At 60.8% G+C, this 13,237-nt stretch carries 15 protein-coding genes; 2 read left to right on the top strand and 13 right to left on the bottom strand.

Annotated elements, in window-relative coordinates:
- Nucleotide 1: 1 nt before the first annotated feature.
- The 12 genes from pufM to Q0908_RS16205 form a co-directional block, all read right to left on the bottom strand.
- Nucleotides 2–988, bottom strand: a complete 987-nt coding sequence (gene pufM / locus Q0908_RS16260; protein ID WP_299286873.1) for a photosynthetic reaction center subunit M — start codon at nt 986–988, stop codon at nt 2–4.
- Between the two features lie 4 nt (nt 989–992).
- Nucleotides 993–1,856: a photosynthetic reaction center subunit L gene (gene pufL, locus Q0908_RS16255; protein ID WP_299286870.1), complete on the bottom strand. Its 864-nt coding sequence runs from the start codon at nt 1,854–1,856 to the stop codon at nt 993–995.
- Nucleotides 1,857–1,994: 138 nt separating this feature from the next.
- Entirely contained in the window at nt 1,995–2,153 is a 159-nt protein-coding gene (gene pufA, locus Q0908_RS16250) for a light-harvesting antenna LH1, alpha subunit (RefSeq protein ID WP_159975336.1), read from the bottom strand.
- Nucleotides 2,154–2,167: 14 nt separating this feature from the next.
- Entirely contained in the window at nt 2,168–2,311 is a 144-nt protein-coding gene (pufB, locus tag Q0908_RS16245; RefSeq protein ID WP_223421471.1) for a light-harvesting antenna LH1, beta subunit, read from the bottom strand.
- Nucleotides 2,312–2,497: 186 nt separating this feature from the next.
- Nucleotides 2,498–2,725, bottom strand: a complete 228-nt coding sequence (pufQ, locus tag Q0908_RS16240; RefSeq protein WP_299286867.1) for a cytochrome PufQ — start codon at nt 2,723–2,725, stop codon at nt 2,498–2,500.
- Nucleotides 2,722–4,245: a chlorophyllide a reductase subunit Z gene (gene bchZ, locus Q0908_RS16235; RefSeq protein WP_299286864.1), complete on the bottom strand. Its 1,524-nt coding sequence runs from the start codon at nt 4,243–4,245 to the stop codon at nt 2,722–2,724. Before bchZ ends, pufQ begins: the two co-directional genes overlap by 4 nt.
- A gap of 91 nt (nt 4,246–4,336) precedes the next feature.
- On the bottom strand, nt 4,337–5,908 hold the full coding sequence (bchY, locus tag Q0908_RS16230; RefSeq protein WP_299286861.1) for a chlorophyllide a reductase subunit Y: 1,572 nt from the start codon (nt 5,906–5,908) through the stop codon (nt 4,337–4,339).
- Nucleotides 5,905–6,096, bottom strand: coding sequence for a hypothetical protein (locus Q0908_RS16225; protein WP_299286859.1), 192 nt, complete (start codon nt 6,094–6,096; stop codon nt 5,905–5,907). The genes bchY and Q0908_RS16225 overlap by 4 nt, the downstream gene beginning before the upstream one ends.
- Nucleotides 6,083–7,084 carry a chlorophyllide a reductase iron protein subunit X gene (locus Q0908_RS16220; RefSeq protein WP_299286857.1) on the bottom strand — a complete coding sequence of 334 codons (1,002 nt, stop codon included), beginning with the start codon at nt 7,082–7,084 and terminating at the stop codon, nt 6,083–6,085. Before Q0908_RS16220 ends, Q0908_RS16225 begins: the two co-directional genes overlap by 14 nt.
- Nucleotides 7,085–7,086: 2 nt before the next feature.
- The gene (bchC, locus tag Q0908_RS16215) at nt 7,087–8,022 is read right to left on the bottom strand and encodes a chlorophyll synthesis pathway protein BchC (protein ID WP_299286855.1); all 936 of its coding nucleotides are present in this window, start codon (nt 8,020–8,022) and stop codon (nt 7,087–7,089) included.
- 118 nt (nt 8,023–8,140) lie between these two features.
- The gene (locus Q0908_RS16210; protein WP_299286853.1) at nt 8,141–9,253 is read right to left on the bottom strand and encodes a methyltransferase; all 1,113 of its coding nucleotides are present in this window, start codon (nt 9,251–9,253) and stop codon (nt 8,141–8,143) included.
- Nucleotides 9,253–10,134 (bottom strand): polyprenyl synthetase family protein, encoded by an 882-nt coding sequence (locus Q0908_RS16205; RefSeq protein WP_299286851.1) that lies wholly within the window; start codon nt 10,132–10,134, stop codon nt 9,253–9,255. Before Q0908_RS16205 ends, Q0908_RS16210 begins: the two co-directional genes overlap by 1 nt.
- Before the next feature lie 99 nt (nt 10,135–10,233).
- On the opposite strand from Q0908_RS16205, the gene crtD reads away from it, so the two are divergent.
- Together crtD and crtC are read left to right on the top strand one after the other, a co-directional pair.
- Complete coding sequence (gene crtD / locus Q0908_RS16200) at nt 10,234–11,811, top strand: 1-hydroxycarotenoid 3,4-desaturase CrtD (protein ID WP_366869348.1); 1,578 nt, start codon at nt 10,234–10,236, stop codon at nt 11,809–11,811.
- Nucleotides 11,808–12,680, top strand: a complete 873-nt coding sequence (crtC, locus tag Q0908_RS16195; protein WP_299287032.1) for a carotenoid 1,2-hydratase — start codon at nt 11,808–11,810, stop codon at nt 12,678–12,680. The genes crtD and crtC overlap by 4 nt, the downstream gene beginning before the upstream one ends.
- Nucleotides 12,681–12,751: 71 nt before the next feature.
- Here the strand turns inward: crtC and Q0908_RS16190 are convergent, their stop codons facing one another.
- On the bottom strand, nt 12,752–13,234 hold the full coding sequence (locus Q0908_RS16190) for a TspO/MBR family protein (protein WP_299286849.1): 483 nt from the start codon (nt 13,232–13,234) through the stop codon (nt 12,752–12,754).
- Nucleotides 13,235–13,237 lie beyond the last annotated feature (3 nt).

The following is a 13,237-nucleotide window of genomic DNA, read 5'->3' as shown; positions in this document are numbered from 1 at the left end:
ATCAGTTCTCCTTCCCAATAAAGGTTTCGTATGAGCCATAGTCCTCGTAGCCATAGGCACCGTCATACATGGGCGCAAAGTTGTGTTCCTGTGCCCAGATGAACCAGTTGTCCACGACCGTTCCCGTCAGCAGGATGCCGATGCCGCCCGTGATCGGGGTCAGCACCGCAAACCACCAGGCCCACCGGTGGATGCCTTCCATCGTGGCGTTAAAGCCCATGGTCCAGCGCCAGAACAAGGCCGCACGTTCGGTGGCGGTGCCCCGGTCATAGATCTGCTCCAACTCGCGGTCCCCGCCGTAACGGGTCACCGCCAGAATGGTGCCGCCGTGCATGCAGAACAGCAGGACAGATCCATAGAGGAACACGATGCTCAGGCAGTGGAACGGGTTGTAGTAAAGGTTGCCGTAACGGATCGAAAACGCGGTCGTCCAATCGAGATGCGCAAAGATGCCGTAGGGCACCGCCTCGCTCCACGAGCCCATCAGGATGGGGCGGAACAGACCCAGCACGAGGATCAGCCACAACAGTGCCGCAAAGGCCCAGGCGAGGTGTTTGCCCATCTTGTGCTGCTGCGCCAGTTGATACGTGCGCAGCCACCACGTCACACATCCCGCCAGAAAGAACATGCCTGCGATGATGAATGCTCCACCATCGTTGAGTGGTGGCATGCTCAGTCCGTATTCAGGGCCCGGAGGTTCAAGCGCGAGCCAGAACAGTTGCCGGATGAACTCGGGCACCGACCAGCCGACCTGCGCCAGCATGGAAAAGCCGACGATGTTGAACCAGATCATGAAACACACACACGAGATCACCCCGTAAGAGCTGATGTTGATCGGCCCCAATTGCGCGTTGCCCAGAAGGCCGAAGAGGGTGGAAAAGCGCGGCTTGCCAGCGCGGTCCGCCATCATCTCGCCACTGTCGTCCATGCCCCAGTCCGGAGTGCCCTGAACCTGGACCTGCGCGAAAATATTTTGATACTCAATCATGCGCTCAGCCCCCAAAACCGGATTGATAGACAGGCAACGGGTCGCCGCCCCAGATCGGCATGTTCAGCCACCAGTTCCACCACTCCGGCCACCCCGACGTCCAGACGGGGCCAGAGATGATGATGCACACGGCGCTGAAGAACACGGCGTTGATGGCCAGCAGCCAGCCAACCCGGTGGATGCCAAGCGTACCGACCGAGTAGCCAATATAGTCGCGGAAAAACGCATCCTCATGGTCGGGGGTTTTGGCCAGTTCGCCCTTTTCAGGGTTCGCCGCCGACAGGATCAGACCGCCATGCAGGGCCAGCGCGATCGTGGTCGTAAAGAACAGCGTGACCGCCAGCATGTGCGCCGGGTTGTAGTGGAAGTGCAGATAGGCATAGCCCGTGTTGCTGACCCAATCGAGGTGGCTGAAAATCCCGTAGGGAAATCCATGCCCCCATGCGCCCATCAAAAGTGGACGGAAAATGACGAGAGTGACGTATGCCAGAATGGCGAAGCTGAAGCCGATGGGCACGTGATAGCCCATGCCGAGCTTGCGGCAAATCTCGACCTCCCGCAGGGCCCAACTGATGAAAGCGCCGGTGGCACAGAACGTGATGATCTGCCACAGCCCGCCTTCAAGCAGCGGCGCCATGCCCAAACCATAGGACAGATCCGGCGGCGCGATGTTGATGAGCCAGGGATTGAAGGTGCCTTGCTGCGAGGCACCCCAAAAGATCAGGACCGTGCCCAGAAGGCTGAAGAAGGCAGTCGTGACGCCGAAAAAGCCCACGTAAAAGGGGCCGACCCAAAAGTCGAACAGATCACCGCCGATCAGCGTCCCACCCCGGACGCGATACTTTCTCTCGAAGGATAGCAAGGCCATCTCTCAAACTCCGCAGTTGGCGGCGTGACCCGACAAGGGCCGACAAGCCGTCTTGGTATTTTTGTTGGTTTGTTGCGGGCAGGCGAGGACGCACTGTTCGCCCCGCCCGCAACTTTTTTAGATCCGCAACAACGGGTCTTACTGGGCGCTTTGAGCAGCCAGTTCGAACCAGTTGAAGTGGTCCGTACTCAGCAGGACGAGGTGAATCATCGCCGCCAGCAGGAACAGGAACACGCCTTGTGCGACAAACACACGGCGGGGATCGAAGATGAGCCAGATTTTGTAAAACTTCGCCATTTGCTAATCCCTCCTCAGAACCACGGGCGCCAGATGAACACTGCCAAGTGAGCGACAACGGCAACGGCTGTGAAAAGCCAGAGCCCGCTCATATAGACAGCGTGCAGCTCTTGCGCCTGCTCGTCTGTGAGACCTGTGAAAGACAGGTTTTCAGCCATATTAATTCCTCCGGAATTTTATGCTGATGCCGCGCACCCCGCGGCCGGGTCCATTGGGGTTGCCCCCTCCGGGCTCTGTCCACCTGTTGCCAGGCGTACAGTCTCGTTTCTCAGCAGGCGCACACAGGCCAAGAAATTCGTATGCACACGCCATCTGGCGCGCGCCGTTATGTCGGATCGCCCCGATCAAGCGTTGAAGATCATCGGTGTGATGATCCGGGCTTGGGTCCAGGCACGGGCCATCGGGCCCTTGTCGGTAAAACTGCGCGATTTGATCGCGGCCAGCGCCCATGTGAGGCAGGCCAGCGGCAAAGTCGCCACGAAGATGATCGCGAAATAGACCATGAATTCGGTCTTTTCGCCGCCGCGTTTCTTAGGTGCTTCGGTCGCGATGTTGGACGTCATGTCAGTCATGGTGTTCCTCCCTCGGAAACAGTCTCTGACGATCCGGATGCCCCCGGATCATTCGTCTGGGTCGACCCGGCCAAAGCCGGATCAAGTGCGCGCACGGTTTCGATCACTACCCGGTCGGCACCACTGGCGAGGGCTGCTTGCTCAGCCGCATCGCGTAAGGTCTTTGCCGCAGATATCCGGGTCAGGATGGGATGTTGCTCGACGATACGGTCAAGCATGGCCTGCGCATCCGCGTCCCATGGGAAATCGCGGCGCAGGGTCGTCGGGGTCGCCTCGGCGGCATCCATATCGCTCGCCAAGGGCAAGATGTGGAACAGGGCGTCAAACAGCCCGTTGCACACTTCCTGAATCATATAAGTCGCGCCCGCATAGCCCATAAAAGGCGTACCGGTATGGCGGCGGATCGCGGCACCGGGGAAGCTGGCGGGAATGAACGCGGGGCTAGGCCCGTGCCCTCCCTTCAGCTCTGCCAGATACATTTTCTCATTGATCGAACCAAACACGACAAGCGGGCGCTTCTGGCCCATCCACGCGCGGACTTCCTCGTTGTTCGTCTTCTTGCCCGCAACACGGGCGACCGCAAATGCACAAGGCAGTCCCATGTCGTCCTCAAGGAACAACCGGATGCCGCGGGCATAGGTCTCGTTGGCAACGACCGCAAAGGATGCGGTGGCAAAAAAGTCCTGCGTGACGGACCGCCACAGATCCCACACAGGCTTGAGCGTCGAATGCTTTTCACGCTCGATAAAAGGTTCGGGGTCGAGGCCCACCAAATTCCCCAGTGCGCGCAGGAACTTGGTGGTACTCTCGACCCCTATCGGGGCTTGCAAGTATGGCTTGGCAAGAAGCTCACACAATCCACGCCCGAACTCGCGGTACATACAGATGTTCACATCCGCATTGACCAGATTTCGCATTTCGGCCACGTGGGCACCCAGCGGATGCACCATGTTGACCTCGCAACCGATCCCTTCGACCAGTCGCCGGATCTCGGCCAGATCGGATGGCATGTTGAACGTGCCATACATCGGACCAAGGATATTCACGCGAGGACGCGCACCTTCCTCGCGTTTCTTTTCGGGCGGCATGCGCCCTTTCGTCATGCCGAACTCGGTAAAGATCCAGGTCATGGCACGGTCCGCCGCCTCCCACTGATCTTCATCAATGGTGCGCGGCAGAAATCTCTGGATATTGGTGCCCATCGGCGTCACGCCGCCACCGATCATCTCGGCGATGGAGCCGGTCACGACAACTGCAGGCAAGGCCGGATCGAGCGTGTCCCAGGCGCGCTTCATCGCGCCCTCGGTACCGTCGCGGCCCAATTCTTCTTCGCCCAGACCCGTAGTGACAATCGGCAACTCGTGCGGTGGCAGCGCATCCGTATAGTGAAGCACCGACGTCACTGGCAAATTCTCGCACCCAACCGGGCCATCGATCACGCATTGCAGGCCCTTCACGGCGCAGAACGCATAGACCGCGCCCCAGTACCCGCCAGCCCGGTCATGGTCCATGATCAACATGAGGACACCTCCCCTGCTTCATTTCGCAAAATAAACCGCACGGGGGTGCGGGGGTGTGAACCCCCCGCTCCATCATATGACAAAATCGCCGTCATATCATCTCAGCGCCCTTCGCCGCCTTGGCCTGCCGCTCAAGCTTCTTGAAGTTCTGCGCCCGGAAGTCCTCCCGTACATTCGGCGCGCCCTCCCAGATACCGGCGGTGTCACCTGTTCCAACACCTTCGAAGAATGCCTTCATATGCTCCATCCGCCCCTGGTTGGCGATTGCGGCATTGATCACTTCGGCGAGTGACCCGGCCCCGGCCACGCCCATCAGGGGACGGGCAGAAATCAGGTTGGTAAAGTACAGGCCCGGAATGCCCAGCTCCTTGGCCTTCTGCACCACAGGTGTTGTGCCGATGGCCAAATCAGGCTTGAAAGCCTCCATCGCCGCACAATCGTCTTCCAAAGACGCGCGGAATTTCACTTGCACACCCATGTCTTCAAGCCAGGCCTCATCGGCCTCGTTCCAAAGGGTGCGCGCACAGGCGGTGCCGACATAAGGCACCGTCGCGCCGCTTTCGATGAGCAACCGGGCGACCAGCAACTCCGATCCCTCATAACCTGACAGGGTGATTGTGCCATTGATCGGCTTTGCGGCAAGGGCATTGGTGATGGCCGGCAGCGCCGCATTTTGGGCATCCGCGATCTGTTTGGCGGAGCATCCGTACACCGTTCCAATTTCTGCCAACCAAGTCGCCGTGCCATCCCGCCCCACGGGGGCAGACCCAACGACGGGGCGACCAGCGGCCTGAAATTCACGCACGGCTGCTGTATAAAAAGGATGGATCGCTGCAACGATCGAACTGTCAAGCGCGGCATAAAGCTCCCGCCATTCACGGCAGGGGACAACAGGGCCAGCGGCCAGACCCAACGGCGCCAGCAGCTGTCCGATCATCATCGGATCGGCAGGAAACATCTCGCCCAGCAGGGCGACGGTGGGTCGATCCGACTTGCCGCCGGCCGGGGTGGCGACGGGGCCGGCCTCAACTTCTTCGCGGGCATATTTCAGCATCGCACCCGCCAGCACATCTTTGGCTTCGGCATGGGTCGGAATACCAAAGCCGGGCACGTCAATGCCGACGATGCGCACACCGTTGATCTCGTCCGGCAACAACCGCAGCGGCACACCAGACGCCGTCGGCACACACAGGTTCGTCACGACAATGGCGTCATATTTTTCAGGATCCGCCAGATCATGCACGCTTTCGCGGATGTCTTCGAACAGCTTGCCCGTCACCAGTGTTTCGGAATTGAATGGTACATACCCAACCGACCGGCGCGCCCCATAAAAATGGGACACAAAGGTGAGCCCGTAAACACAACAGGCCGATCCAGACAATACCGTGGCGGTGCGACGCATCCGCAATCCAACCCGGAGCGAGCCGAAAGCAGGACACATCGATTGTGGTTTGTCGTGCGGGCCTTGAGGATAGTCGGCAGAAAATTTTTCCAAAATCTCGGAATTGCCCGCCAAACGCGCGGCTTTTTCCATTTCGGAACCTGAATGGCATCCAAGCCCGTCCATAGGCGCACCGCTTGGCGCGGGCATTTCAGCCTCCTGCGGGTGGCCCTCTATCACCTCAACCGTATCTGCGGCGTCATATGTCACCTTCGCGCTCATGACAGAACATCTCGGGACGCGCGGATAACTTTTACCGAATTCCGCTGCACAAGGTCATGGCGGCTCATCAACTGCCGGGACTTTTCAAGGGTTTTGCCTGACGATTCCACGATGACCGATGTCTTCATTGCGTTGCGCCACGTTTCGGCCAGCGCTTCATGGATTGCTATATCGTCATGCTTCATCATAAATCACCTCCAGTGACGGTTTGGGTTCGGCATTGCTGCCACGCATATCCATGTCGGTCGCCGGTTCCAGAACCACGTCGCCACCCGTTTCGGACGCGTCAAACAGGTTCAACAAACCATCCTGATCCAAAGGCGCAGGGCGGACTGGCGGGGCGACCGCGACATTCTCGCCAAGGGTCGCAAACAGGCTGCCCCATTCGGACTCTGCGGTGCCGACAATCTGGTAATTCGCGGATTTCTTGCGCAAATCATCGTTCTGCGGGATCGAGGCGAGGATCGGAATATCAACCGCTTCGGCAAAAGCGGCGGCTTCCCCGGTGCCATCGTCCTTGTTGATCACCAGACCGGCGACGCCGACATTACCGCCCAGTTTGCGGAAGTATTCGACGGCGGAGCAGACGTTGTTGGCCACATATAGCGACTGAAGATCGTTCGAAGCGACCAGGATCACCTTCTGCGCCATGTCCCTCGCAATGGGCAGGCCGAAGCCACCACAGACGACATCGCCCAAGAAATCGAGCAGGACATAGTCAAAGTCCCAATCGTGAAAGCCCAGCTTTTCCAGCAATTCGAACCCGTGGATGATCCCACGCCCACCACAGCCGCGACCGACTTCGGGGCCGCCAAGCTCCATCGCGAAGACACCGCCGCGCTTGAAGCAGACATCGCCGATCTTCACTTCTTCGCCCGCCAGCTTCTTGCGGGTCGAGGTTTCGATGATCGTAGGGCAGGCCTTGCCGCCGAACAGCAGGCTCGTCGTGTCTGATTTCGGGTCGCACCCGATCAGCAGCACGCGTTTGCCCTGTTCGGCCATCATGTGACTGAGGTTGGCAAGCGTGAAGGATTTGCCGATCCCGCCCTTACCGTAAATTGCGATAATTTGCGTTTTCGAGGTCGGCTCTTCGGCAACGATGTCGGCCAGATCTTCGTGAGCCTCGTCCCGCAGACGTTGATCGAAATCCTTGAGGTTCGGTACTTCGTCTTTCACGTTCAGTGCTCCCAGTCCAAAATCATTTTGAGGCAATCGCTATCGCTGAACGCCTGTTCGTAGGCGGCGCGGGCGTCCGTGGCAGGACGGCGATGGGTGATCAGGCCCCCAAGGCTCAGCGCGCCGCATTCGACCAGCGCACGTGTCGCGGCGAGGTCTTCGCGCGTCCATTCGGCGGCCACGCGAAAGCGCGCCTCTTTCATGAAGGCGGGCGGAAAGGCGAAGGATAGCGGCGCAGAATAGAACCCCGCCAACACGATTTCCCCGCCCTTGGCGATCCGGCCCACAAGATCGTTCAGCAACGCGCCCTGACCGGAGGCGTCATAGATCGATGTGTAGTCGCGCCGTGTGTCCGCTTCGGGATCGAGAACCTCGTAACCGATAGCGCCATCGCGGCGGGCGGGGTCGATTTCCCAGACTGTCGCCGCGGGCGCACCCGCGGCAATCGTCAGGCGAGCCAGCAAACGACCCAAGACGCCGTGACCGACGATCAGGTCCGGCACGGCCTTGTTCATTCCGGCCATGGCGTGGCGCGCAGTCGCGGCCAAGGCCAGCAACGCACCAGACGCGCCCAAGGCCGGGTCGATCCGGGTCACGCGTTCGCTGTCCGTAACAAGCGTGCGGGACGCACCCCCGAACAGACCAAACGCCCCCTCATAGCAATTGGCACCGGGGACAAAGACGCGGTCGCCGGGCTTGAAGCCGGTCATCGGCCCCGCTTCCACCACTTCGCCCGCCGATTCGTAGCCGGGCACGAGCGGGTATCCCATGCCGGGAAAGGGTGGCATGTCGCCGGTCCAAAACAGTTTCTCGGTCCCCGTCGAAATCCCCGAATGCGCGACCTCGACAACCAGATCCGCCGCGCCCGGCGCGGTCAACGCGAGCGTGCCCACGTCGAGATCGCGGGGGCCTTTCAGCAGAACGGCGGAGGTGTGCAAGGGTGGTTCCTTTTTGACGGGGCGGCGCATCACAGACTCGCGAGGCGCTGCGGGGAGTATCTGTCATTCTAGTTAGACATAGCTATGTGTCAATTAAATTGGACACTTTGGTTTTTAATCAGTCCGGACGCCGCGCGGTCAGCGTCCGGGTCACGTAGGCACGTGCCGGAGATGGGCTGTGGATCCCGATAAACCCCGCCTCTTCGAGCAGCGCCTGAATATCCGCCGCAGATCGGGCACGCCCTGTCTGCATCGCCATTGTGTAGAATGCGAAATACACATCGCCCGCGCGATCCGGGCGGGCACCGCCCCCCATCGGCTCGGACACGATCAAGCGGCCCCCGGCCGGCAATGCCTGGAAAACCGCCGCCAACAAGGCGCGCACGGTGTCGTCCGAATGATCGTAAAGCACTCGAATCAAAGACACAGCATCCGCACCTGAAGGAAGCGAATCGGTGCGGAAACTGCCCGGTACGATTCGCACACGATCCGTCATGCCAGCCCCGTCAAAACGAACCTGCGCATCGGGTACGACGGGCGGCAGGTCGAACAGTGTCATCTGCATCTGCGGTGCAACCTGCCCGGCGGCTTCAAGAAATGCGCCCGTGCCGCCACCCACATCCAGCAAGTGTCGCACCCCTTTCAGGGACACCGCCCGCAGCGTGTCTTCGGCCACAAGCCGTTGAGACTGCGCCATGAGGTCAGAATAAATCCCCGCCTCATGCGCGGGCACATCACGGCCAAAGACGTAGGGCCAGAACTGGGACAGCTGCGTTTCCTCTGGGCCGCGCAGCAATGCAACCGGATCACGCAGATCATCATAAAACGCCTTGTGGTGCCGGATCATCGCCTCAAGCCCGGGCACGCCCATCAGCGCTGCACCCTTTCGGGCAAGGGCGAAGCCCCCCCGTTTGCGCTTGAGCAACCCAAGGGCCGCACCAGCTTGCAACAAAATCTGCATCCGGTCGGCAGGCAAGCCACATGCGCGCCCAAGGGTCTCGGCGCTTTGCGGACCTGCGCGCAGACGGCGGAAGAGGTCCAATTCGACCAACGCCATCAACACTTGCGACTGAACAAACCCCTGCACCACATCGAACAACGCAGCCCCGTCCGAGCGGGCACGACCTCTGGTCAGGGGGAATTTGCTGGCCCAACTTTGAAAGCCAGGCCGCGCGATCAGGCGGTTGAGCCAGCCGCCACGCCACGTTGGCAGATCAGCGGCCTCAGACATCACTCACCGGGTACACGGGTTGGGGCAACCACAGGCGTCAGGCGCTCGGCATACATGCGGACCATCTCGGCCAGTTGCGCCTCACCAGGGCAGGCAGGGATGGATGCGATGGCCCCGCTCAGGATATCCTTGAGCCGCGAAATCGCACCCTGCACCCCAAGCTGGCTGACCGCATTCGGGCGGCCGTGCAGATCGTCCTGACCCGCAGGCTTGCCAAGGGTTTCAGCATCATAAAGGGCGTCGCGCAGATCGTCAGCGACCTGAAACGCCTCGCCGATCCGGTCGCCAAGTTCGAACCAGGGCTCTGCATCCTGACCGGCGGCAATCGCACCCATCTGGGTCGCCGCAATGAACAGCGCGCCGGTCTTGGCCTGATGGTATGCGCGCAAATCAATTTCGGCCTCGCTTTCCCAGCCTTGGCCCGCGCAAATTCCACCGGGCATGCCGGTGCGCTGTGAGAGAGTGATAATGAGTTGGGCCACCCGCTCGGGGGCCAAATGCGCCTCGCGTGCCAAAATCTCAAAGGCCAGAACAATCAGACTGTCACCCGTCAAAACGGCAAGCGGCTCCGAATAGGCTTTGTGGACGCTCGGCTTGCCACGGCGCACATCCGCATCATCGAAACAGGGCAGGTCGTCATGGACCAGACTCGCGCAGTGGATCATCTCAAGCGCGGAGGCCGCGGCGTTGGAAACCCTCGGCCGGTCATCCCCGCACGCCATCGCCACGGACATCAGGATTGTGGGGCGAATGCGGGCCCCACCGGGCGCGGTCGCATATTCCAACGCGCTGGCCAGACGGGGCGGCGTGGCGCGACCGGCACCCTGCCCCACGGCCACAGCCTCTGCGATTGCGGCTTCGATACGTGTGCTGAGGCCCATGCAGTTCGCTCCCAAAACCGGATAATGTCATGTAAGTGAGACACTAAAGTGTAAATCATACTGGACACATTGCGTACATGAGTCAACAATCACGCCATCTTGGGCAAACCCGCTGAGACACGCGCGAAAGGGGCATCTATCTCTGCCACCTCACCATCTGAACACGCCGTCATCATAGGCGCTGGCATCGCGGGTCTGGCCTGCGCGATGCGGCTGCGTGCGGCTGGCTACGAGGTGACACTGCTTGAACGGCACGGGACCGTCGGCGGCAAAATCCGAACAATGCCTTCTGCGGCAGGGCCAATTGATGCAGGGCCCACTGTTCTGACGATGCGCCATGTGTTTGATGATCTGTTTGGCACGCTCGGTGCGCGGCTCGATGATCACGTCACGCTGATCCGGCAGGAAACACTGGCCCGCCACTTTTGGCCTGATGGCAGCACAGTTGATCTGTTTGCGGACCGCGACCAAAGCACAGAAGCGGTGCGTCAGTTTGCGGGTCGCAAGGCGGCCCAGCAATTCCAAGCCTTTTGCACCCGGACCGAGCGTCTGTTTGCGGCCTTCGATGGCCCGATGATGCAAGCGGCCGAACCTCGGCTCGGCGCACTCACCGCGCATGTGCTGAAACATCCCGGGCTGATCCCGGCCATGGCCCCCCTGTCGACGCTGCACTCCTTGCTCAAGTCCAGCTTTGACGATCCGCGTCTGCGCCAACTGTTTGGGCGATACGCCACCTATGTGGGCGGCAGCCCGACGCACGCGCCCGCCATTCTGTCGCTGATCTGGGAGGCAGAGGCGGCAGGTGTCTGGGTTGTCAAAGGTGGGATGCACAAGCTGACGCAAGTGCTGGGGACCTTGCTGCAAACGCATGGCACCGAGATCAGAACCAACGCCCATGTGGACCGGATCGAGATGCAAAACGAGCGTGCCGCTGCGGTGCATCTGCAGGATGGAACGCGCCTGGCCTGCGATGTGGTCGTCCATGCGGGCGATCCACGGGCGCTGGCCACCGGAACGCTTGGGGCCAGCACAGCACATATCGCAACGCAGACCCTAAAGGCGCAACGCAGCTTTTCCGCCCGCGTGCTCAGCTTTGCCGCGACACCGCACGGGCCGGACCTGGCCCATCACAACGTGTTCTTCAGCGACCAACCAACCGAGGAATTCGAGGACCTGATGGCCGGGCGCATTCCACGTCACCCCAGTTTCTACATTTGCGCGCTCGACAGGGGGCAAAAAACCACCCCTCCCGCCATTGAGCGCCTTGAGATCATCACAAACGCCCCGGCGACGGTCGGCACATCCACAACACCCGAGGACATCACCCAATGGCTTCATCAGATCACGCGCCAGATGGCGCAGCAGGGTATGACATTCAGCCCGACCCCGACGACGCAATCCGTGACGACAGCCCACGACTTCGCGCAGATGTTTCCGGCAAGCCAGGGCGCACTTTACGGGCAAAGCCCGCACGGGCTGACAGCCGCCCTGCGACGCCCCACCGCCCGCACGGTGATCCCCAATCTTTACCTTGCAGGGGGCGGGACACATCCAGGGGCGGGGATACCGATGGCGACCCTCTCCGCCAAGCACGCGGTCGCGGCGATCTTGAGCGACCAAACTTCAACGTCCAGGTCGGGCCAAACGGCTATGCGTGGTGGTATGTCGACGGCCTGAGCGATTGCGGCACGCGCGCGATCTCGGTGATCGGGTTCATCGGGTCGGTGTTTTCGCCCTGGTATCGCTGGTCCGGCCGCAAGAACCCGCAAAACCATGTGTGCATCAACGTGGCAACCTACGGCCGCGGCGGGCGATTCACCATGACAGATCGCGGCGAATCCGCGCTGCGCCAGACCGCGTCCCGGCTTGAGGTCGGTCCATCCTGCATGCGGTGGTGCGGCGACAGACTGATCATCGATGTGAACGAAATGTCCTCTCATCCGATGATTAACAGGATCACGGGCCAGATCACCATCACACCCAGTGCGCTGACACAGGTCGAACTGCCACTTACGGACGACGGGGCACATATCTGGCGGCCCTTTGCACCACGGTCACGGATCACGGTCGATATCGATCGCAAAGGCTGGCAATGGGAGGGCGAAGGATATTTCGATGCCAATTTCGGCACCCGCGCCCTGGAGGAAGACTTCAGCTATTGGACCTGGGGCCGGTATCCCACGGGTGATGGCGCCACCTGTTTCTACGACGCCACCCGGCTCGATGGATCAGAGCTGGCGGCCGCGTTCCATTTTGACAGCGCAGGCAATGCCCGCTCCATCCCCTTGCCGCCGAAAGCACCCATGCGACGCTCGCTCTGGGCGGTCAAACGTGAAACACGCGGTGATCCGGGGTGCAACGCAAGGCAAGTGCAAAACATGCTGGATGCCCCGTTCTATTCGCGCTCAGCTGTGCAAACAACGCTCGACGGAGAGGCAACAATCGGTGTGCATGAGGCGCTTGACCTCAGGCGCTTCCGTTCACCCTTGCTGAAACCGATGCTGGCTGTCCGAGTGCCCAGACGCTCCAAATGGACGTTCTCCTGATCTTCTTTTCGCCAGAAATACCTCGGGGAGCGCGAGGGGCTGGCCCCTCGTTCCCACGTTGACGACAGGCCTTAACCTTGGGGTTTCAGAGGTGCCGCCGCCGCCTCGCGATTCAGGTTCCAGACCGACGCGTTCAAAGCGGCGGCAATGGTGACCCACACGAGATAGGGGACAAACAACCACCCGGCGAACGTGTCGACCTGCCACAGCGCAAGCATCGTGCAGAACACCGTGACCCACAGCACCCCAATGACCGCCATGCCCAACCGGATATTGCGCAGACCAAAAAACACCGGCGTCCACAGCCCGTTGAACGCGATCTGCATCGCCCAAAAGGCCATCGCAATCCCGTTGTCCGGGGCCATGCCACCCCGGGCACCAGCCCATGACATGCAGACATACAGAACCATCCAGGTCACCGGGAAAACCCAATCGGGTGGCGTCCATGATGGCTTGTTCAGCGCGCGATACCAAGGTCCCGGCGGAAACAGACCGCCCGTCGCACCTACCCCAAGGCAGGCCGCGAAGAAGATGCAGAACAACAGCCAGAACATCAC

It is taken from the genome of uncultured Tateyamaria sp. (assembly GCF_947494755.1).
Classification (GTDB): Bacteria; Pseudomonadota; Alphaproteobacteria; order Rhodobacterales; family Rhodobacteraceae; genus Tateyamaria.
The sequence above is the reverse complement of the archived record's forward strand: the minus strand, read 5'-3'. Positions and strand labels throughout refer to the sequence as shown.

Excerpts from the sequence above, each read along its gene's own strand:
- Q0908_RS16210 (WP_299286853.1), bottom strand. The coding sequence starts at position 9,253 with ATGTCTGAGGCCGCTGATCTGCCAACGTGGCGTGGCGGCTGGCTCAAC.
- bchY (WP_299286861.1), bottom strand. The coding sequence starts at position 5,908 with ATGAGCGCGAAGGTGACATATGACGCCGCAGATACGGTTGAGGTGATA.
- Q0908_RS16190 (WP_299286849.1), bottom strand. The coding sequence starts at position 13,234 with ATGTTCTGGCTGTTGTTCTGCATCTTCTTCGCGGCCTGCCTTGGGGTA.
- pufQ (WP_299286867.1), bottom strand. The coding sequence starts at position 2,725 with ATGACTGACATGACGTCCAACATCGCGACCGAAGCACCTAAGAAACGC.
- Q0908_RS16205 (WP_299286851.1), bottom strand. The coding sequence starts at position 10,134 with ATGGGCCTCAGCACACGTATCGAAGCCGCAATCGCAGAGGCTGTGGCC.
- bchZ (WP_299286864.1), bottom strand. The coding sequence starts at position 4,245 with ATGTTGATCATGGACCATGACCGGGCTGGCGGGTACTGGGGCGCGGTC.
- pufL (WP_299286870.1), bottom strand. The coding sequence starts at position 1,856 with ATGGCCTTGCTATCCTTCGAGAGAAAGTATCGCGTCCGGGGTGGGACG.
- pufM (WP_299286873.1), bottom strand. The coding sequence starts at position 988 with ATGATTGAGTATCAAAATATTTTCGCGCAGGTCCAGGTTCAGGGCACT.
- Q0908_RS16225 (WP_299286859.1), bottom strand. The coding sequence starts at position 6,096 with ATGATGAAGCATGACGATATAGCAATCCATGAAGCGCTGGCCGAAACG.
- pufA (WP_159975336.1), bottom strand. The coding sequence starts at position 2,153 with ATGGCGAAGTTTTACAAAATCTGGCTCATCTTCGATCCCCGCCGTGTG.
- pufB (WP_223421471.1), bottom strand. The coding sequence starts at position 2,311 with ATGGCTGAAAACCTGTCTTTCACAGGTCTCACAGACGAGCAGGCGCAA.